Raw genomic sequence first — 20,532 nt, 5'->3', positions numbered from 1 at the left:
CTCCTTATTGATTCATATTTTGTGAAGGTTGAGTTACATACTGTTGCATCTGTTGAAGCAGCTGTTGATAGTGTCGATCATGCATTTGTCCAGCTTGTTCAAGTGCTGCTCTTACTTCGGGATTTTGACATTGTTGAGCGAAAAAATGCATTTTCTTCATCGCAAGTAAATTCCAGCTTAACATATCGTTTACATAGAGATGATCCTTTGTTGACATTATTTCAGGCGGTTGTGTCATTAAAGCTTGTGCTTGTTGATTATTCATACCCGTCTGCATTTGTTGCATGATGTTTCCTCCTTGTTAACAATGTTGTAATCACTTTAGGTAGATTGCCACACAGCGGTCAAAAATATGCAGGTATTTTAGACTAGTTTTAAAGCCCCCCCACCTCTAGATAGCATTAAATACTCCCCACCTATACGCAGGTGGGGAGTATTTGTGGCTAAACTAAATATTAATTTATCCTATTCCAGACCCTGTTTAAATCTAAGGGGACATAGACTTTATCACCATGAATTTCCTTATGTATGATAGGATTGGTAAAACTTTGATCCAAATAATTTTCAATTATTTTCTTATGTCTAGCTCGTGGTTTTGTTCCTAAAATATTTTCAGTATAGTCCTTGTACATTACTAATGTATACCTCGCTTTTTTCACCATTTTCTTGTTTATTGAAAAAATATTAATGAGACAAACAAATTGTAAAATACTCCATTGACAAGTCCTTCACTGTGTTTGAAAAGGAATTCCCTGCAATGTAACAATTTCCAAGACACATAGTAACTACGAATAAATTTTCTGTATTTTAATCCGTTTATTAATAACTTAATTGTCCATTTTCACTATCCTCCTCTCATCGCTTTTTCTTACATGTGTATCTTTTCCAAAAGCAGTGGAAAATTACATAATCTAAATTTTTAAATATTTAAAGTCTGATAAAATTCAATGAATAAAAATCTTTTTATACTGCAATCTAATAAAGGTCAAAATAAAATATAGGAGGTGTTATTCATGACAGTCATCAGTGACGTTAAAACAGCTTTAGCCGGATTAAAAAGCGCTCAAGCTAGCTTTGAAACATTTGCTCTTAGTACAGATAATGAACAAGCAAAGCAACTTTATCAAGATGCTGCTACCCAAACCCAATCTGTTATTGATAATGTTGAACCACGTGTTCAACAAATCGAACAAGAAGAACCTCAATACAAACAACAATAATGAGTATGGCGAAAAGGTTGGTTGAGAGGCCAACCTTTTTTTAGCATCCCAATACTGGTAATACATGGAGGTGATTTCATGAAAGTGAAAATGTTATTTTTCATTTTAATCCTTATCGGAATGGGTTCAGGGTGTAACGGAAACGATAATCAGGTAGGTGAGAAAAATCATTCGAGTATTTCACAAATACATACAAGTAAACCAATTGAACAATCTGTTTCTAATCATGCTAAAGAAAAGATTATTACCAAGGAAGAAATTTCGGATGTAAAGGCAGTAAATACAAATAAGGAGCTTTTAGTAGCGGTAAAAGTCGAAAATTTCAACCGTTTCCGTTTAAAAAATATCGAGAAGTCAGTAAAATCTGACTTGGAAGGAATGTATCCAGATTATAAAGTATTTGTGTCTAGTGATAAAAAAATGTTCTGGGAGCTTGAAAAAATCGAACAAAAGTTACAACAACATGATACGAATAAGAAGAACCTGAAAAAGGATTTGAACAAACTGAAAAGTCTTATGAAAGAACAAACCTAAGAGGAAGGGTAGAGTTATGTCTAACAATCAAAAGAAAAAACTCACTCCTGTACAACAGGAATACCAAAAGTTGCAAAAACAACGAGAAATCAAAAGACCTGTTGTTCAAAATTGCATAAAGGCCTTTTTAACCGGTGGCCTTATTTGTCTGATTGGTCAGTTTATTACAGACTTTTACATTTATTATTTTGATTTTACTGAGCAAACGGCAGGAAATCCGACGGTAGGTACGTTGATTTTTATTACGATGCTTCTCACTGGTTTTGGTGTATATGATCGAATGGCCCAATTCGGAGGTGCTGGAACAGCTGTACCCGTAACAGGATTTGGAAATGCGGTGATATCACCTGCCATTGAGCACCGATCAGAAGGATTTGTTCTAGGCGTAGGCGGTAATATATTTAAATTGGCGGGGGCGGTAATTTTATTTGGTGTTTTTTCTGCTTTTGTCATTGCGCTCATTAAAACCATTTTAATCAAGTGGGGTGGTTTATAATGCTTACGGGTTATCGGACTTGGATTTTTGAACAAAAGCCTGTCATTATCTCCACTGGAACCGTTGGTGGACCATTTGAAGCCAATGGTGCTATCCCAGATGATTTCGATACTCTTCATGCTGATTTATGGCTTGGGCAGGATTCCTATGAGAAAGCACATAAAATCCTTTTTGAAGAGGCTTGCCAAAAAGCCATGGAAAAAGGGGGCATACAAAAGGATCAAGTTCAATTTATCCTAGCTGGGGACTTAATCAATCAAATCACCCCAACAAGTTTCGCTAGCAGAACGATTGGAGCGCCTTATTTTGGCTTATTCGGTGCTTGCTCTACCTCGATGGAAGGACTGGCTCTAGGTGCTTATATTGTAAATACAAAAGGAGCGAAATATTTGTTAACAGGAGCTTCCAGTCATGATACAGCTGTTGAAAAACAATTTCGGTATCCAACTGAGTATGGTGGACAAAAGCCACCTACGGCACAATGGACGGTTACTGGTGCAGGCGCAGCCCTATTAAGTGATTCTGGGGAAGGACCTCATGTCACATCTGCCACAATTGGTCGTGTAATCGATATGGGATTGACAGATCCATTTAACATGGGAGGAGCTATGGCGCCAGCTGCGGTTGATACCATTGAAGCCCATTTAAAGGAACGAAATGTTGAGCCATCTTATTACGATTTAATTGTAACCGGTGACCTTGGGCAAATCGGACAGGAAGTGTCCATGGATCTATTTAAAAAGCATGGAACTCCTATTAGTGAAGAACAATACCAAGATTGTGGCCTTATGATTTATCGGGAAGGACAACCCGTTCTTGCAGGGGCAAGCGGTGCAGGCTGTTCAGCAACGGTAGTTTATGGGCATTTATTAAACCGCATGAAAAAAGGTGAATTTAAACGAATGTTAGTTGTGGCTACAGGTGCTTTGCTTTCACCGTTGTCCTTTCAGCAAAATGAAACGATTCCTTGTATTGCACATGCGGTATCGATTGAATATGGAGGTAAACAATAAGATGACCTATTTTTGGGCATTTGCAGTAGGTGGTTTGATTTGTGTGATTGGACAGATAATGTTTGATGTTTTCAAACTTACACCGGGACATACCTTAAGTACCCTAGTAGTAGTGGGGGCCATTTTAGATGGGTTTGGTTTATATGAACCGTTGATTGATTTTGCTGGGGCAGGGGCCACCGTTCCGATTACAAGTTTTGGAAATTCGCTTGTTCATGGTGCGATGCAGGAAGCAGAAAAACATGGGTTAGTTGGTGTACTGACAGGAATGTTTGAAGTAACTAGTTCCGGTATTTCAGCTGCCATTGTTTTCGGCATGCTAGGAGCTTTACTTTTTAAACCAAAAGGATAAGGAGAATCTAGGATGACAGTAGGATCAGATGTCAAACAATGTTTTGTCAGTTTAAAAGGAGTAGAAGCAAGTCTGTCAATTTTAGCATTACGGACTCTTGATGATGAATCGAAGCGAACTTTGCATGAGGCTATGATGGTCGTACATGAAGTAACAAAAGATTTAAAAAAAAGAGTAGGAGAACTAGAAGGAGAGGAATTTCAGTACAAAGGTTTCTAGAAAACTATATTTACAGGGGGTGTAAGAGGTGCCTGAATGGTTAGATATAGCTGTACGCTCAGCATTATTTGTTGCTGTTTTATTTTTAATTACAAAATGGTTAGGGAAAAAGCAAATTTCCGAACTATCTTTCTTTGAATATGTCACAGGTATTTCAATTGGAAGTATTGGTGCAGAAGTAGCTATGGGACTTGAACGGAATATTTTTCACGGAGTCATTGGAATTGTCATCTTTGCTGCTATCCCCTTTTTCGCTGGTTTAATTTCCTTAAAAAGCAAAGGTTTTCGTAATTTTATAGAAGGGAAAGCAACTGTATTTATCAAAGATGGAAAAATCATGGAAGATAATTTAAAAAAAGAAAGATACACGATAGATGAATTATTAGCATTACTTCGTAAGAAGGATGTTTATCAAGTAGCTGATGTCGAATTCGCTGTATTAGAGGCAACAGGAGATTTATCCGTCATGTTAAAAAAGGAGAACCAACCTTTAACAGCAAAAGCCTTAAACTTATCCGTCCCTTCCATCAAAGAGCCTCAAACTGTCATTATGGATGGTGTTATCATGGATGAACCACTAGCTACAATTGGAAGAAGTCGTGCATGGTTACATACAGAGTTAGATAAATTAGGGGTTACGGTAGAAAATGTTTTTCTTGGACAAGTTAATTCCTATGGAGAGTTAACAGTTGACCTGTTTGACGATCAATTACAAGTCGCATCTCCTCAAGAAAGACCTTTAATTCTTTCGACCATGAAAAAGTGCCAAGCAGACTTAGAGCTGTTTGCTCTTGGAACCGAATCAAAAGAAGCTAAGCAAATGTATAGTAAAAATAGTGAAAAACTACAAGAAGCTATTGATAAAGTGATGCCTATTTTAAAAGGATAATGGTTTATTTCGCTATCTTGGATGATCTTAAGACACATAACAAAAAAGTAGTACCATTTTTTTATATAATATCATTAAGTCGAATCTTGAAAATAAAATCTTTGGAAAAATATTTTTTTTAAATTGATTAGAGGGTGCTTAAAATATTAAAACATTACTGGTTAACTTTCTCTGTTAATTTTTGTCTGTATAGTCAAAGAGATGAACATCCTTAGTCTGACTTCAGACTAAGGTGATTTTTCCTAAGAGGTGTTAGAAGTGTCTATTTTTTTAGTTAAATTAATTTTTATATATATTGTTTTTATTGTAGCCATAAAAATTTTAGGGAAATCAGCCCTAGCGCAACTTACCCCTCACGATTTTGGAGCGATTCTTTTTTTATCTTATTTAGCATTTGGGTCCATTAAAGTAAATGGAGTAACAAAGGGGATTATTGGAATCATTGTTATAACGGGCGTTCACTTAGTTATATCAAAATTAAGTTTATTAAATTGGTTAAACCCTTTTATTATGGGAAAACCGACTATTTTAGTTAAACATGGAAAAATTGTATATAAAAATTTAAGGAAAAATAGATATCCTTTATCTGAGCTGTTGTCAAGTTTAAGAACAGCAAGATATCCAGATATTCAAGATATTGAATATGCGATTTTGGAAGCAACAGGTGAAATCAGCATTTTACCAAGGAAAGAATTAGTTCCTGTTACTCCAAAGGATTTACATATGAAAGTAGAATACCATGGATTCCCAATAGCTGTTGTAATTGAAGGGAAAGTTCAGAAGCGTAATTTAAAATTAATCAACAAGAATGAAGAGTGGCTTAAGCAAGAACTAAAGGCAAAGGGATATCATCAAATTAAAGATATATTTTACGCTTCTGTTAGAGATACCGACCATTCACTAAACATTAACACATTTGATATTAGCGACTAATCTTAAAACGATTTCCCCTCCCTATATTAATCCTAGAATGGCAGAGATTTGTCCCCAGTTTAAGAGTTGTTGTGATGTACTGTACAAATCATTTGCCGCCTCCGTAAACGAGGAACCTTCGCCTTTGCCCACCCAAACCGGGGGCTGCTCCGCTTTTTGCTGTCCCTCCAGCTTGGCCACCTGTCGAGAAATCAAGCAATTGCACATACAAGGTGTATTGGCCATCGACATAGTCTATTCCAACAGCCGTAGCATAGTTCATGTTTTGCACTTCATATCTGCTCCAGCAACCGGTAAGGGTGAGAAGAAGGAAAAGTGCAACCATACTTTTATATCTCCTCATTTATGCCTGTCCCCTTGCCTTGTAGAATCTCGTGTCTTCAATATGTCCGGTCGAGTGTTTCGCCATGGCCAAGGTAATCGAAACAAAGCGTTGGCCAAGTCTTTAAATGGAGGTGATATTGGGGCCAAGTAAGGCAAGCCGCATGAACGCAACGAGGCTAAATGGCTGAGCACAATAAATAATCCAAGAAAGAAGCCATAAATGCCAAGCGTGGCAGACAGAATGAAAAGAAAAAAGCGTAAGGTACTAATCGTTCCAGCCAATGATAGGCTCGATAAAGTTGAACCAAAGATTTGTGTAATTGCTCCGATGACAACGATACCTGGGGATAAGAATCCAGCACGAATGGCGGCATCCCCCAGGATAAGTCCTCCTACAACCGTTACCGTGGAGCCGACCGCAGAAGGCAATCAGATACCAGCTTCCCGCAGGATTTCTAAGAAGAGAAGTGCAATAAACATTTCAACTGCCACATCAAAAGGGATTCCCAACCGGTTAATCCCCAAAGTGGCAAGTGATAATAGGGCAGCTGATCTTGATGATAGGAAAGAATGGCAACAAAAAATGCAGGAAGCAGTAGCGATACGGACAAGCCAAGTAAACGAAGCGTTTGACCAAATGTAGCTGCCAAAGCAGTAAAGTGGATATCTACGGGTGCTTTCACAAGCAAAAATAAATTGGCAGGCGCAATCAACGCAGCCGGTGTACCATCCACAAGTTCACGGTAAAGTCTGCTCTGCCTGTATACCCCATCAATTTATGAAATTGATTCGGGTATATGTATATATAGAAAGTTTTTCTTCAGCCGTTAAATTTAAAAACGCTAGGAAATTTTTTCAACTAAATATTCTGCTACAAATGATGTAAATACTCTAGAAGGAAGTCGTGATACCTATTCGTTAGTAGGGAAAGAGCAGAAGTATCAAAATCGTATTTATGTTATCGCCTAGTGTAAAATAAAGGGAGTAAACTGGGAATGCACCTATATTGCAAAAAAACATATATTATAATTGAATAAATTTAAGTTCTATCTGCAAAAACTGCCTCACCTCGGGTAGTTTTTTTGTATCATTAATAGACATTTTCCTTTAAACAGGGTTACTTGACCTACAAGGGCTAGGGTTATTAGTTATCGTTTTTTTGCGCTTATGTTGCGTCTACTTGCACTTCAGAAGTTATATTCAGTGAAGTAAAAGTTGTCTATAATGCTAACGTTTTTGGCATATACATAGAACACGTCCATTTAGACAGGAGAGTTCTTAATAAATGCCATATTTTATGAAAGCAGTTGCTATTCTTGTAGGCAGCATGTCAATAGCTTTGGGAATAAATACTTTTTTAATACCAAACAAAGTTTTAGATGGCGGAATTATTGGCCTAGGTTTAATTATTAGTTATTTATTAAATACAAACGCCGGGTTCACGATAATGGTATTGAGCATCCCCATTTTTGCTCTAGCTTGGTTTAAGTATCGTTCATATTTTTTTAATAGTTTGCACGGTATGCTTTTATCATCATTTTTTATTGACCTTTTTCATAACGTTAATCAAGTTCCTATAAAATTTTCACCAATTCTTAGTTCATTTACAGGTGGTGTATTCATTGGTTTTGGCATTGGTCTTATGCTTCGCTTCGAGACAAGCACAGGTGGAACAGATTTACTAGCCCAGTACTTTTCTGAATTCATTAAAATTAATGTTGGGATCATCATTCTCATTATGGATGTTTTTGTTATTTGTCTTGGGGGTTTATTCGTTTCAACAGAAACTTTCTTTCTTTCGGCTATAACTATTTCATCTGGTGGAATAACTACAAGCCTTTGCACTTGGAATTTTAAAAGCAATGATTATTGACCAAGTAATTCCAATTAATAACAATTAGGCAACTGTCTAGTCATTGGACAATCGCGGAGCATATGATGAAATTGTTAATATCAAATAGGTAAAAATCATTAACAAGGATGCTTTAATAAAAGGTTTGTGTCATTTTGAATAATTTACTTTTGATAAGTCTATTATCAATTACCGGAGGCCACTTACCTTTTCATAACCAGAAGCATTAACGAAATTTACCTATTTGTACTTTTAAACATGTCGATTGTTTTTTGAATATTATGGATGAAAATTATGGTCGGGAGATGAAGAGGAATGGAAGAAGTAGAAGAAATACAATATCGTGAAGAGTTGCTGGAATGGTGTGATAACATTTATTTGCATTGGGAAAGAATGAAACCAAGGTTTTCAAAATTATTTGATTTGAAGACCTTAGAGGAATGGGAAGAGTCATGTCGTGGGTTGAAAGAAAAATTACAGATAGATACAGAAGCTGATCTTGATGAATATCACACAGCAAAAAACTTATATGAACAGTGGGAAATGTTGTATGGAGAATCAATAAGTGGTAAAGAAGACGTTAATTCCGATGTGAGGGAAGGTGTGGAGTTGTCCACTCAATCTGATCGCGAAATCGAATTGTCGGATCGGGAAAGTGATAAAGAGGACGAACTTATACAGGTGACAATTAATTTGGAAATACCGAGACAGGATTTAAGGAAAATTTTATTAGACTATAAAATGGAAGTCTAGCCATCCCAAATAGAGAGGGGTCAATGGCCTATTTGTAATTCGTATAGAGAAAACGCCAAACCCTAAGTTCAAGGTGTTGGCGTTTGTTCATTTTTTACTCTTTATAAATAGTTATTTACACAACACTATTATTAAATTCCAAGTATCAAAAACCAGACAAGCAAGATCTCAATCTTCCAGAAAGTCCAGTAGACGTCCCAACATCGTTAATTATAGATGGGGAAATTTTATGGGATAATTTACATGAACTCGGATTTGATCAACAGTGGTTAGATAACCAATTAACTACTAATGGATATAATAATGTAAAGCGTATACTCTATGCAGATTGGCGAGAGAGTGAAGGCATACATGTAAGTCCTAAATAAAATTTGTTAGGATAAGAGCACATCAATTTTCTTGATGAATATAAACTTTAGTCTTCAACAATCAAGCGCTTTAATGAAGTAACTAAAGCCTAATTTTTCACTTATAACACCGAGAAATTAGACTTTTTATATTTTGATATCCTTAACGTTGTAAATCCGCATTTTCCTGACGCTACCCCATTATAGAATAATCCATATATCAAAATTTGATATATGGACAGGGGATTCAAAATTTTAACCTTTTTAATTAACATATGTTAACCTGGTTAACCATTAAATAAATATCATCCAGATGGTTAACTTTTACTTTTACTTTCATCAAGTTTTTCTTGTTTTAACTGCTCAACTTTTTCCTCATATTCTTTACGCATAGTGTTCATTTCTTCATACATTTGTTTTATTTTTTCGTTGTATTCCTCATTTGACTTCAACAACCTTTGCTGGTACTCTCTTTCAACCTCTAATATTGCTTTATCTTTTTCATAATCCTTTTTCTCGGTCAGACGTTCCAACTCGATATTGGGTGTTTTTGCCCATCCCCTCGAAAAGGTGGATTAAGGGATCTCCCTAAAAACAAATCCCCGTTAAAAGGCGCTTCCTTATGCAAGAATAGCGCCATTTAATGGAATAACTAAATTCTGACCTCTTCCATAAAATTACTTAATAAACTAACGCACCCCGATAGCGAGTATTTGGGTTGGGAGAAAATCGTATTAAACTGAGGGAGTTTAAGGTTTAAGTATTATCCTCCACAATTTAATTTTTAAAAATGTCAATTAGCTTTTTTATCGCACTAACTACTACTTCTGGTTCATCATTTTGTATAAAATGAGCACTGTTTTCAGCAATCACCAATTCACCATCTGAGGATATTTCAAGAATCTCTCTCTGCATGTCATTCCATAACTCTTGTGATTCCTTTGAATAATGAGCTTTCTTACCAGCTGAAAGAACAATTAATGGGACATTTAATTTAAGTCTGGTTTCTTTTAATTGCTTTAGACTTTCCATAAATTCATCATAATTGCCTTCATAAACAAATTGCTTGTTGTATGCTTGTTGAAAATCTTGTGACATCGTTGGGAGAAATCTTTCTCTGTAATCTTCAGGCGTAGAGTCAACTAAGACAAGTCCGCAAACTTCATTATGATATTCAGTTGCATATATCCGCATATTAACTCCACCAAATGAGTGACCAACTAATATGTACGGAGGTTTAATATTGGCTTCAATAAGAAGTTCCTTCAATTCTTTTACCATCTCACGGCTGGTTCTGGGGTTTGAACTTGTTTCACTTTTCCCAAGTCCTGCTCTATCATAAATTAGAACATTAGAGAGCATTGAAATATCCCCAATTACTGAATCCCAAGCCTTGGAAAAGTCTCCATATCCAGCGTCCATTATTATTGTTGGTTTTCCATTATTTTCCCCTATCAATTTAGCATATAGTTTACAATCACTTATTTGCACAAACATTTCTTTAGCCATTTAGTCCATTCCTCTCTTTTAGCCAACTATCATTAGTTAAAATTTAACAATTTTATGACATTCCTTCTTAATGTGTTTAAACTATCAAATGGTTGATTCTTGATTGTCAATGTCACTTTGATATTCAAGAATATCCCCAGGTTGACAGTCCAATGCCTTACAAATAGCTTCTAAAGTTGATAATCGAATCGCTTTAGCCTTTCCATTTTTCAAAATAGAAAGGTTAGCCATTGTGATTCCAACTCTTTCAGATAGTTCTGTTACACTCATTTTTCTTTTAGCTAACATCACATCGATATTGATTATAATTGCCACTGTTTCACCTCAGACCGTAAAATCATTTTCTGATTTTATATCTAAAACGTTTTTTAATAATTTCTGAAGAACCGCAGTGAAGACTGCAATAACAACAGAAGTAAAAATAATTGTTAATCCGATAATTGCTATTCCTGGGTGTAAGGCGTTTTGAGACATAAGAACGATGGTCCCTATCAAATATAAGATACTGATTGTAATTGCACAGTATTTTATATATTTCAAAACCTTTACAGACAATTCCGAAAAAGCATTGTTATTTTCAATGTAGTTTAAAAGTTTTAAAGCTTGATACAGAGCAAGGAAAAATGGTATCACAGTTACATACAAACCGATTAATACAGGATATTGCAAAAAAGCAAACTCCGGAAACATTTCTGCCGTATCATTTGCTAACCAAGGCAACCAAAATATACACAAGGCGAGTACCGTAATCCCAATAAGAAAAACAGCTATCTTTAAAAAAACAGTTGTTCCTCGTTTCATAAAAATGCACCTCACTTATTTATCGTTAATTTAAGTTTAATACAATATTTATCGTTTTACAATAAATCATTATCCATATGCAATATATTATTGTTTTTTTAAAACAACCCCTTTTATTCTTATTTTTAGACTAAAATAAAAAGCATTCATCATTATAAAATACTTCACAATCCTTAGCTATTTAATTTATCTCTTGTTCAACTAAATGGTCCGTACGTGGAGCAAAAATTCCACACTCAATTCTTTGGGTTCTTTTTTGTTTATAAAGGTGTACTTTTAAAACCTGTCTAATAAAGGGTGGTTCTTGCGTTTATAAATCTATGAAAATCTTTTTATAAACGTTTACTAAAATCGTCATACCTTTAGAAACTAAATATAGTAAAATAGTAGAAGAAAATATATCTTCTGGAGGAAGTTCATTGTGAAGATCGGTTATGTTCGCGTTTCATCTACAGATCAGAATGAAGAACGTCAAATCAAAAAAATGTTAGCTTTAGGCATCGAAGAGCGAATGATCTTTGTTGATAAACAAAGTGGAAAAGACTTTAATCGCCCCAGCTACCAGACGATGAAGCGTATCCTGCGGAAAGGGGATCTCCTTTATCTGGATGCCCTAGATCGATTGGGGAGGGATTACGAAGGGATTATCTATGAATGGAAACACATTACAAGGAACATTCAAGCAGATATTGTCGTGTTGGAAAACGAAACGTTATTTGATAGTCGTAAATATAGAGAGATGGGAGATATCGGAAAGTTAATGGAAGATCAGTTTCTAAGCCTTCTCTCTTATGTGGCCGAACAAGAACGAAAAAAAATCAAACAGCGCCAAGCCGAAGGCATAGCGCTCGCCAAATCTCAAGGTAGACATTTGGGACGACCAAAGCTTAATTTACGGACCCTTTCCCATGAACAGCGCCAATTATTAGATTCTCACTATCCGAAGTGGAAAAATAAAGAGATCACGGGCGTTGAGTTCATGTGTTTACTTGGGTTGAAAAAGAACTCATTTTATAAAGTAGTCAGGGAATTTGAGATTGGAATATGAATATGGAGAATAATACAACTACCCAAAAACGGTTGAGGATTCTTAGCGAAGATGAAGTAAAGATCATTTATGACAGACCAGGTTTCTCATACGAAGATCGCTGTTCTTATTTTTCTCTTTCACAGCCAGAGAAAGAGCTGCTACACACATTGCGTTCTGTCAAATCTAAGGCTTATTTCGTTTTACAACTGGGTTATTTCAAAGCCAGACAACTATTTTTTACATTTGACCTCCATGAGGTAGAAGAGGATCTTCAATATATTCTGAAGGAACATTTCAACAACAGTCAAATTGATGACTTGAGTTCAATTGATAAGTCCACTAGGTTAAAACAACAACAATTGATTCTTAAATTATTTAACTACCACAGTTGCGGTGCCGAAGAACGGCGTAAGATGGAGGAAAAAGCTCAAAAGTCTGCGGCGTTTTGTGGTAAGCCGATTTACATCTTTCGAGAAATCATGAATTATTTGTCTGAAAACTGCATTGTTGTTCCTGGCTATAGTTTTATGCAAGATATGACAGGACAGGCAATAACCCATGAGCAAAACCGATTAATTTCATTGATGCAGGATCATCTAAAACAGAATGATATGGAATCCTTAGATCGATTACTTGAAGATTCTTCAGGGCTGTATAAAATAACACTACTGAAACACGAACCGAAAGACTTTAGCGCCACTGAAATAAAGCTTGAAATGAATCGTGGTAAACAAATACAGCATTTATATTACCTTGCTCAAGAACTGTTACCAAAGTTAGGTATTTCCAACGAAAGCATCAAGTACTATGCTTCATTAGTAAGTTACTACTCTGTCTACAAGCTCAAACGGCTGAATGTATGGATTGTTTATGTCTATTTGTTATGTTTTGTATCCCATCGTTATCAACGGATGCATGACAACCTGATCAATACCCTCATATATAGTGTAAGGGGGTATGCAGATGAAGCTAAATTAGCAGCAAAAGAACGAGTTTACGAGTGCTATACAGAGAGTAATCAAGACATCAAAAAAGCAGGGGAACTGCTTAAAATATTCACTGATGATCATATTCCTGCCAATACTCCCTTTAGGGATATTCAAGACCGTGCATTTACTATTTTGGAACGTCAGAAACTGGAATCCGTAGCCAAACAGATTACTACAAATATAAAATATGATGAAACTGCCTTCCAATGGGAACATATTGGTCAGCAGGCACGACGATTTAAACGTTATTTAAGACCTATATTTTTGCAGGTTGATTTCGTAGCTCCTTCACCAAATGATCCATTAATTAAAGCAGTGAATTTTATGAAAACTGCTTTTAATAAGAATAAAGCGTTAGGACAATATCACTCAGATGATTTGCCAAATGGTTTCATATCCGATGGTGTGAAGCGTTATATCTATGAACAAAAAACAATTTTAGCAGATCGATATGAATTTTTAGTCTATCGCCTCCTACGCAACCGTTTGGAAGCAGGAGATATTTTTTGTCGTGATAGTATCCGATTTCGCAGTTTTGAGGATGACCTGATCAATGATCGTCAATGGGAACAGAAAGAAATGTTGATCGCTGACACTGGTCTGACGATTTTCAACCAACCCATTCATAGTCATTTAGTGGAGCTTGAGAAGCGATTAGAAGATCGCATTACTAAAGTTAACCAGAGTATTTCATCTGGGAAAAATGAGCATCTTCAAATCAAAAAACGGGGTTCACATACCCGATGGACATTACCTTATACTCGTGACACAGAATCTATTAATCACTCATTCTACGATACATTAAAGCAAATAGACATTAGGAGTGTCTTGCATTTTGTTCAACAGCACTGTCAATTCCTTGACTCATTTGAGCACATCTTGGGACGTTATGCCAAACAGAATAAAGACAATCGAATTCTTGTCGCCTGTCTGATTGCTTGGGGAACCAACATGGGGTTAGGGAGAATGGGGGAAATTTCTGATATTAGCTATCCGTTACTGGCTGCCACATCTGATAACTTTATTCGTCTGGAGACTTTAAAAGAAGCGAATGATTGTATCAGTAATGCAATAGCCAAACTCCCAATCTTTAAACATTATGACATTGGGGAGACGATTCATTCTAGTAGTGACGGGCAGAAAGTTGAGACTCGAATCAATACCATTAATTCCCGTCATTCACCTAAATACTTTGGTCTTGGTAAAGGGATTGTTTCCTACACAATGGTAGCCAACCATATCCCTGTTAATGCTCGAATTATTGGGGCCAATGAGCATGAAAGTCATTATGTATTTGATATTTTATTTAACAACACAACTGATATTCAGCCTGATGTGCATTCCACGGATACACATGGAACCAATGAAGTGAATTTTGCTATCCTGAACTTTTTTGGTTATCAGTTTGCGCCTCGCTACAAGGATATTCACGATAAGGTCAACAAATCTCTTTACGGATTCAAACATCCAAGCCAATATGGAGATAACCTGATCAAGCCAGTTCGAAAGATTAATACGAATCTTATTATAGAGGAATGGGAAAATATTCAACGAATTATGTTATCCCTTGCAGTTAAAACAACCACACAAAGCATTATTATTGGTAAGCTAAGCGCTTATGCACGGAAGAACAAAACCAAACGTGCTTTATGGGAGTACGATAACATCATAAGAAGTCTATATTTTTTGGATTATATTGATTCTCCCCCTTTACGCCGGAATGTTCAAAAGGCATTAAATCGAGGGGAAAGTTATCATAAATTACGCAAAGCAGTATCCTTTGCCAATTTTGGAAAATTACGTTTCAAAAATGAAAATGATCAACATATTTGGGGCGAATGCAGTCGCTTACTCTCCAATTGCATTATTTATTACAATGCCAGTATTTTATCTAATATGTTGGCTTACAGAGAAACAAAGGCTCTAGATTCGGATGTTATGAAAAAAATATCCCCAGTTGCATGGCAACATATTAACTTCTATGGAAGATACGAGTTTAATATACAACAAGAGTCTGTTGATTTGGATGCAATTATTCAAGAATTAGCCCAATTAAACGTAATATCGGAAACAGAGTAAGCGATGTTTAAGGAGTACTTCCCTAATCTTTCAGTGAGGTACTCCTTATTCCACCTTTTCGGGGGGATGGGCAAAAACACCCTTCTTCTAAACGTTCTTTTAAACGTTCTTCTTGATAGATTGCTAGCCAATCGCATAATTCATCAAAAGAAACCCTATTATCACTTTGATATAGCGTATTTTTATCTGTAGGCATACGAAACCACCGTTCAGCACCTACAGCCTGCAGATCCCCATTCATGGCCTCTGCAATAGCAGCCTGAATACGATTATAATGCTCTGTAACCTTCGGAAACGCACGCTTAGCAGCATTGAAATACCAATAAACATGAAACCCGCCTGAAGGGGTAGAAACGATCATAGAAGGTGCTGGAAGACCAGCTGCTGTCACTAAATCCATCACATCAGGCAGAATTATGCCTTTGTTTTGTCCGTTCTTTACATCAATATCAATCACCATTGCATTTAACCAGCGCAAAGCTCCCGAATGACGTTGATCGTTCCGATAAAACGTGTTAGGTGTGTAATATGTATAAGTTTCTGAAGCTCCGAATAAAGAGCGGTAAGTACGTACAGCTTTTGGCTTTTCATGAAACTGATTACAGACAAAAACCCATCCTAAATGGCTGTTATAGCCAGTCTGTACCTTTTCAATTTGTTTTTTAGGGGTTTCAGTTAATTGATCTCTGAAAATAGCTCTATAAGCGTTCATACAGCTTCTCCTTCCAAAACAAAAAGACCGCCACTAGCTATTACGCCCGTGCCGGTCTAAACCTTTGCTTTGATAGAAAAATGCTGATATTTGCAAGAATTTAAGAATTACTTCTAATCCAAAAAAACTTGCAAAATAGGAATACATAATATATCATAAGGGTACATATATTTTGTAAACCAATCTTGATGCTTCCAACATCAAGATCAACCTATCAAAGCTAGCGTTCCTAGTTTGGCGACCGGGGCTAGCAAGTTTTTATTAAGAGCGTTGCTTCCAACAACGCTCTTTAATTTTGTCTTTTTGTTTATCAAAATGTGTATATATTGTGTTTTAAATCTATATTTCTTTCAAAATATTTTGATTTCTAGTAAATATTAGAAACTATAAGTCCACTATACAGAAAACTATTAAAATTGTCTAGTTGCTATTATACGTAACATCTATATACTTCCAAATGCTCTATTCGCTCTAAAAATAAGAATAGAGCATTTTTTATGCTCCTATTGTGCGCATATTATATTTCTAAATGAAATATAATAAAAACACAAAATCGACGATATTCCACATTATTTGTGCGCATAAAATATTTCTAATATATTGCTAATGTATGTAAATCAGGAGTATAATATATCCATTAAAAGTAAAAACTACTAATATCTAAGGAGTGAAAATTCAATGACAATTTTTAAAGCTGGTGCAGATGCTGGTAATAACAGTTTAAAACTTTGGGTAAAAGATTCTTCTCCAATTACAATTCCTACCGTCTATGCTCTTTATATGGGTGAAACAACCGAACTTATGGATATGGACGATATTCCAGCGGACGAACTAATTAACAATATAGATGTAACTATTAATTCTAAAGCACTCACTTTTAATGGCCAACGTTACGTGATCGGTGAAAAAGTATTAAATGATAACCTTCAAGCCATTGAACTAGAAAAACAATCAGATAAATCAAAAGATGAAATTCCAGTTATCGTTACTCTTGCTGGCCTTGCGATCGATGCCATGAAAAAACAATATACAAAAGACAATATCGAAGTATCTTACGATCTCTCAGTAGCATTGCCGGTTAGTACCATTACCCAAGCCAACGCAATGGCGAATGCGGATCGCTACATAGGCACACATGAACTTATTTTCCATCATCCATCCGGTAGGAATGTTACGGTTATCATTAAAATTGAATACTGCAAATGCCTTCCTGAAGGTGCAGCTGCTGCCTGGGGGGTTGTATTTGATGAAAACGGAAAAGTAATTGAACGAAAGATTGAAGTTGGCGACAAAATCATGAAAGTAGACTTTCAAAATAAAACGCTGCTCCACTTTGATATTGGAGCCGGTACAACGGAAATCGTTGTAACAGAAGGGATTAAATTTAATCCAAAGCTTTCGGAAGGGTTAAATTATGGAGTTAAACAAACAATCTTAGAAATTATCAAACGCTGGAACCGTAATCACCCCCGTAAATCGATTGATAGCATGGCTGAATTTAACGAAATTTATTTTGATTCGGAACACCCTCGCCATAATGATTTAAAACGGGAATCACAAACGGGAATGTTACAGCTGGCACAAAGAATAAGCAGCGCCATCATTAATAAAATTGATGAATTGAAAGATGATCCGTTTGTTTTTATTTATGGCGGCGGCGCAGCTGTCTTAAAAGATTATCTACAAAAAATCCTTGATACAAAAGGACGTACAACAAATGTAACCTTCCTGGCTGAACCTATGTTTGTCAATGCACGCGGCTTGTTGGTTTATACTTGCTCTCCACGTTATGAACAGCAAAAAGAGAAGAAATTAGGTGTTACACCAAATGGCGCGAAAGCGGAATAAAATTTACAAGCCCGGAGATAGAATCAATATTTATTTAAGCCAAGATGTGACTTCCGAGTTCATGGATTGGATCAATAGTCAATCAGATTTATCAAGTTTTTTCTTATATGCGGCTCAAAAGCTGTACGATCAGACTGGGTTAATTGATGTTTCTGAAATCATACCAAGAAAGATGAATTTTAACCTTTCTTCGGCTGATAGGCCAATACCTCAAATTCCACAGAAAGCAATTCATGAACCAGTTTATGATATTGAAGAATCAGACAATGAAGGCATCTTTGAAGACGACGAACAGGAAAAAGACAAACTCTGGTCTAACATTGAAGACCTTGACGATCCATTCGCTTAATTACTAGCCCACCTTAAGGTGGGTTTTTTATTTTTTCTTAAAGGAAATTTCACTTGTCCTCTAGAACGTATAAAAGAACGTGACTAGGGAGTGAAAAGGAATGGATAATACATTCGAAAAGGCTTACACGCCAAAAGAAGTAAATATAACCTTAGAAATTAGTGATAGCGCATTAAGAAAATGGTGTCTTGCTCTGGAAAAGAACGGGTATACGTTTATAAGGAACGACCATAATCAACGGGTGTTTGTTGAAAATGATTTAGTCGTATTGCGGCATTTTCAAAATCTAGTGAAACACCATAACATGCAGCTTGAGAACGCAGCGGCACTTGTTGTTGATCGTTTTGGAAAAGGGGCGTTCGAAGTAGGAACGGGGGTCGTTCCAGTAAAAAAGGAAGAAAAACAACCTGAATTACAACATGATTTTATACGTTCTTTTGATGACAAACTGACTGAGTTATTGGAACGTGTAAAAACACAAGAAGAAGCCAATAACGAGGTATTAAATCGCCTGGGTCAGCAAGAGAATTTTAACAGGGAGTTAGTACAGCGATTGGAACAGCAGCAAAAATATATAGAAGAACGCCTGGAACAGCGGGACCGGAAGTTAATGGAATCATTAAGGGAATCACAAGAGGTAAAACAGCAGCTTCTTCAAATCGCAGCGGCACAGGTGGATGAAAAGAAAAAAGGGTTTTTTGCTCGCTTGTTTAGTAAATAAAGGAAAATGTTGTTAGCCTAAATAAATCCCGTCAAGACAAGAATCGAAACCATAACAGTTTCTTAACAAAAGAAAGGATTCTTTTCTTGTTTATTTTCAAATAATTCCACCTCATGATAAAGTAATAGAATATAAACATAGTAGGGGGATGAATAATGTCTACTACAGCACAAAAGCCGCAACAAAAAACTAAAAAAACACCTCATCACGTTCAGAAACGTCTGTTTGACAAGTTTCTAAAACAATCTGTAGTGATCCATTTAACTTCAGGTGTAAAAGTTAAAGGAAAGTTAACTGAATATGATCAATACACACTTGCTGTATCTGTAAAAAATGATGAAGTGATGATTTTTAAGCATGCTATTGCTCTAATTCGTCCAGATCGAACCGAAGTAGAAGAGTGATTATTACAGAAAAAAAGACCGTAAAAGTGCAACAGACGCACACAACGGTCTTTTTTGTACATAAATCTACATAAAAGCTAACACTTAACCTTTTACCTATGAGTTAATCGTTATTATATTGTTTCTTTTTCTACTTCCAGCTTAAATACGCCGACAATCCCATTTATTGCTTTATACATAACATATAGCTTGGGAATACAGCAGCACTTGTTTTTAATCGTTTCGGAAAAGGGGCGTTCGAGGTAAGAACGGGGATCGTTCCTGAGAAAAATAAAAATAACCTGGATTACATACGATTTTATACGTTCTTTTGATAATACAAATTTATGATGGGTTGTAATTCGGATTATATGAACTAGTCACAATTAAAAAACCGCATAAATAAATCAAGCATTTGCAAAAGAGGCAAATCTTTTTTGTTCATTATTCATTTTTTAACATGAATTTTCCCCTAACACATTTCAAAAGAATTCCCCTTAATACTATGCCAATCGACTTAAGAAAATTTGTGTATCAGCATAAGTCCTGGATCATATAAATATTAACATGGAGGTGGCGTATGGCAGTAGTAAAGGCTAGTGCATCAGATATTGATCTTTTGGCAAGGTTGCTTAGAGCAGAAGCGGAAGGAGAAGGAAAATTAGGCATGTTGCTCGTTGGAAATGTTGGCATAAATCGAATCCGAGCTGATTGTTCAGATTTTAAAGGGCTAAGAACAATCCCTCAAATGATTTATCAACCTCATGCATTCGAAGCCGTACAAAAAGGTTATTTTTATCAGGCTGCAAGGGAGTCTGAGCGACGTCTTGCACGAAAAGTGATTAAAGGAGAAAGATATTGGCCGGCGAAATTTTCCTTATGGTATTTCAGGCCAACGGGAGATTGTCCGCAAACATGGTATAATCAGCCTTTTGTTGGAAGGTATAAGCTTCATTGCTTTTATGAGCCAACGGGTGAGGAATGTGAAAATGTTTACAATACATTTTAACTCCTTTGAGTCATTTATATAAATTTTATAATTATAGGGGTACAGCCAACATTTCGGAAATTTTGTACGCTAAGCAAATTTCAATCTAAAAAAGCCGATATCCTTGATGGATTCGACTTTTTTTATATGGATTTCTATTTGCTCCTAATTTTTTTAATTACAAATACTAA

26 protein-coding genes are annotated in these 20,532 nt (G+C 36.0%); 18 read left to right on the top strand and 8 right to left on the bottom strand.

Annotated elements, in window-relative coordinates; translation table 11 throughout:
* Positions 1–4: 4 nt before the first annotated feature.
* Complete coding sequence (locus DZB84_RS23525) at positions 5–277, bottom strand: hypothetical protein (RefSeq protein WP_034298115.1); 273 nt, start codon at positions 275–277, stop codon at positions 5–7.
* A gap of 736 nt (positions 278–1,013) precedes the next feature.
* On the opposite strand from DZB84_RS23525, the gene DZB84_RS23520 reads away from it, so the two are divergent.
* The 8 genes from DZB84_RS23520 (at position 1,014) to DZB84_RS23485 (ending at position 5,656) form a co-directional block, all read left to right on the top strand.
* Complete coding sequence (locus tag DZB84_RS23520; RefSeq protein ID WP_066229922.1) at positions 1,014–1,220, top strand: DUF1657 domain-containing protein; 207 nt, start codon at positions 1,014–1,016, stop codon at positions 1,218–1,220.
* 78 nt (positions 1,221–1,298) lie between these two features.
* Positions 1,299–1,754 carry a YhcN/YlaJ family sporulation lipoprotein gene (locus DZB84_RS23515; protein ID WP_116354733.1) on the top strand — a complete coding sequence of 152 codons (456 nt, stop codon included), beginning with the start codon at positions 1,299–1,301 and terminating at the stop codon, positions 1,752–1,754.
* Positions 1,755–1,770: 16 nt separating this feature from the next.
* Positions 1,771–2,250 carry a stage V sporulation protein AC gene (gene spoVAC, locus DZB84_RS23510; RefSeq protein ID WP_116354732.1) on the top strand — a complete coding sequence of 160 codons (480 nt, stop codon included), beginning with the start codon at positions 1,771–1,773 and terminating at the stop codon, positions 2,248–2,250.
* Complete coding sequence (spoVAD, locus tag DZB84_RS23505) at positions 2,250–3,263, top strand: stage V sporulation protein AD (RefSeq protein ID WP_116354731.1); 1,014 nt, start codon at positions 2,250–2,252, stop codon at positions 3,261–3,263. Before spoVAC ends, spoVAD begins: the two co-directional genes overlap by 1 nt.
* 1 nt (position 3,264) lies before the next feature.
* Entirely contained in the window at positions 3,265–3,615 is a 351-nt protein-coding gene (spoVAE, locus tag DZB84_RS23500) for a stage V sporulation protein AE (protein WP_116354730.1), read from the top strand.
* 12 nt (positions 3,616–3,627) lie between these two features.
* Positions 3,628–3,834, top strand: coding sequence for a DUF1657 domain-containing protein (locus DZB84_RS23495; protein WP_116354729.1), 207 nt, complete (start codon positions 3,628–3,630; stop codon positions 3,832–3,834).
* Between the two features lie 28 nt (positions 3,835–3,862).
* On the top strand, positions 3,863–4,723 hold the full coding sequence (locus DZB84_RS23490) for a DUF421 domain-containing protein (RefSeq protein ID WP_116354728.1): 861 nt from the start codon (positions 3,863–3,865) through the stop codon (positions 4,721–4,723).
* Positions 4,724–4,981: 258 nt separating this feature from the next.
* Positions 4,982–5,656 (top strand): DUF421 domain-containing protein, encoded by a 675-nt coding sequence (locus DZB84_RS23485; protein ID WP_116354727.1) that lies wholly within the window; start codon positions 4,982–4,984, stop codon positions 5,654–5,656.
* Between the two features lie 339 nt (positions 5,657–5,995).
* Here DZB84_RS23485 and DZB84_RS25510 read toward each other — a convergent pair whose 3' ends face one another.
* Both DZB84_RS25510 and DZB84_RS25505 read right to left on the bottom strand, forming a co-directional pair.
* The gene (locus tag DZB84_RS25510; protein WP_262983996.1) at positions 5,996–6,409 is read right to left on the bottom strand and encodes a spore germination protein; all 414 of its coding nucleotides are present in this window, start codon (positions 6,407–6,409) and stop codon (positions 5,996–5,998) included.
* A 26-nt stretch (positions 6,410–6,435) separates the two neighbouring features.
* Positions 6,436–6,663, bottom strand: a complete 228-nt coding sequence (locus DZB84_RS25505) for a spore germination protein (RefSeq protein ID WP_262983997.1) — start codon at positions 6,661–6,663, stop codon at positions 6,436–6,438.
* 602 nt (positions 6,664–7,265) lie between these two features.
* Between DZB84_RS25505 and DZB84_RS23470 the strand changes: the two genes are divergently transcribed.
* From DZB84_RS23470 to DZB84_RS23460, 3 genes are all read left to right on the top strand, one after another.
* Positions 7,266–7,853 (top strand): YitT family protein, encoded by a 588-nt coding sequence (locus tag DZB84_RS23470; protein ID WP_116354726.1) that lies wholly within the window; start codon positions 7,266–7,268, stop codon positions 7,851–7,853.
* Between the two features lie 294 nt (positions 7,854–8,147).
* Positions 8,148–8,585: a hypothetical protein gene (locus DZB84_RS23465; RefSeq protein ID WP_031538346.1), complete on the top strand. Its 438-nt coding sequence runs from the start codon at positions 8,148–8,150 to the stop codon at positions 8,583–8,585.
* Positions 8,586–8,692: 107 nt separating this feature from the next.
* Positions 8,693–8,953: a YetF domain-containing protein gene (locus tag DZB84_RS23460; protein ID WP_317616488.1), complete on the top strand. Its 261-nt coding sequence runs from the start codon at positions 8,693–8,695 to the stop codon at positions 8,951–8,953.
* A 296-nt stretch (positions 8,954–9,249) separates the two neighbouring features.
* Here the strand turns inward: DZB84_RS23460 and DZB84_RS25095 are convergent, their stop codons facing one another.
* From DZB84_RS25095 to DZB84_RS23440, 4 genes are all read right to left on the bottom strand, one after another.
* A complete protein-coding gene (locus DZB84_RS25095; protein ID WP_189655351.1) occupies positions 9,250–9,387 on the bottom strand; it encodes a hypothetical protein in 138 nt (45 codons plus the stop codon).
* Positions 9,388–9,709: 322 nt separating this feature from the next.
* The gene (locus tag DZB84_RS23450) at positions 9,710–10,441 is read right to left on the bottom strand and encodes an alpha/beta fold hydrolase (RefSeq protein ID WP_001040756.1); all 732 of its coding nucleotides are present in this window, start codon (positions 10,439–10,441) and stop codon (positions 9,710–9,712) included.
* A gap of 84 nt (positions 10,442–10,525) precedes the next feature.
* On the bottom strand, positions 10,526–10,756 hold the full coding sequence (locus DZB84_RS23445) for a helix-turn-helix domain-containing protein (protein WP_000974627.1): 231 nt from the start codon (positions 10,754–10,756) through the stop codon (positions 10,526–10,528).
* A gap of 9 nt (positions 10,757–10,765) precedes the next feature.
* A complete protein-coding gene (locus DZB84_RS23440; protein ID WP_000820334.1) occupies positions 10,766–11,242 on the bottom strand; it encodes a DUF2975 domain-containing protein in 477 nt (158 codons plus the stop codon).
* Between the two features lie 421 nt (positions 11,243–11,663).
* Between DZB84_RS23440 and DZB84_RS23435 the strand changes: the two genes are divergently transcribed.
* Together DZB84_RS23435 and DZB84_RS23430 are read left to right on the top strand one after the other, a co-directional pair.
* Entirely contained in the window at positions 11,664–12,290 is a 627-nt protein-coding gene (locus tag DZB84_RS23435; RefSeq protein WP_000690664.1) for a recombinase family protein, read from the top strand.
* On the top strand, positions 12,287–15,340 hold the full coding sequence (locus DZB84_RS23430; RefSeq protein ID WP_189655350.1) for a Tn3 family transposase: 3,054 nt from the start codon (positions 12,287–12,289) through the stop codon (positions 15,338–15,340). The genes DZB84_RS23435 and DZB84_RS23430 overlap by 4 nt, the downstream gene beginning before the upstream one ends.
* A 22-nt stretch (positions 15,341–15,362) precedes the next feature.
* Here the strand turns inward: DZB84_RS23430 and DZB84_RS23425 are convergent, their stop codons facing one another.
* A complete protein-coding gene (locus DZB84_RS23425) occupies positions 15,363–16,052 on the bottom strand; it encodes a hypothetical protein (RefSeq protein WP_116354724.1) in 690 nt (229 codons plus the stop codon).
* A gap of 678 nt (positions 16,053–16,730) precedes the next feature.
* Between DZB84_RS23425 and DZB84_RS23420 the strand changes: the two genes are divergently transcribed.
* The 5 genes from DZB84_RS23420 to DZB84_RS23400 all read left to right on the top strand — a co-directional run bounded on the left by DZB84_RS23420 (position 16,731) and on the right by DZB84_RS23400 (position 20,362).
* A complete protein-coding gene (locus tag DZB84_RS23420; protein WP_116354723.1) occupies positions 16,731–17,900 on the top strand; it encodes a ParM/StbA family protein in 1,170 nt (389 codons plus the stop codon).
* Positions 17,881–18,249, top strand: a complete 369-nt coding sequence (locus DZB84_RS23415) for a hypothetical protein (RefSeq protein WP_116354722.1) — start codon at positions 17,881–17,883, stop codon at positions 18,247–18,249. The genes DZB84_RS23420 and DZB84_RS23415 overlap by 20 nt, the downstream gene beginning before the upstream one ends.
* Positions 18,250–18,349: 100 nt before the next feature.
* Entirely contained in the window at positions 18,350–18,970 is a 621-nt protein-coding gene (locus tag DZB84_RS23410; protein ID WP_116354721.1) for a DUF3967 domain-containing protein, read from the top strand.
* A gap of 155 nt (positions 18,971–19,125) precedes the next feature.
* On the top strand, positions 19,126–19,374 hold the full coding sequence (locus tag DZB84_RS23405) for an RNA chaperone Hfq (RefSeq protein ID WP_116354720.1): 249 nt from the start codon (positions 19,126–19,128) through the stop codon (positions 19,372–19,374).
* A gap of 559 nt (positions 19,375–19,933) precedes the next feature.
* On the top strand, positions 19,934–20,362 hold the full coding sequence (locus tag DZB84_RS23400; protein WP_061793750.1) for a cell wall hydrolase: 429 nt from the start codon (positions 19,934–19,936) through the stop codon (positions 20,360–20,362).
* Positions 20,363–20,532 lie beyond the last annotated feature (170 nt).

It is taken from the genome of Bacillus sp. HNG, from assembly GCF_003400205.1.
Lineage (GTDB): Bacteria > Bacillota > Bacilli > Bacillales > Bacillaceae_L > Ferdinandcohnia.
This window is presented reverse-complemented; position numbering and strand designations above follow the sequence as displayed.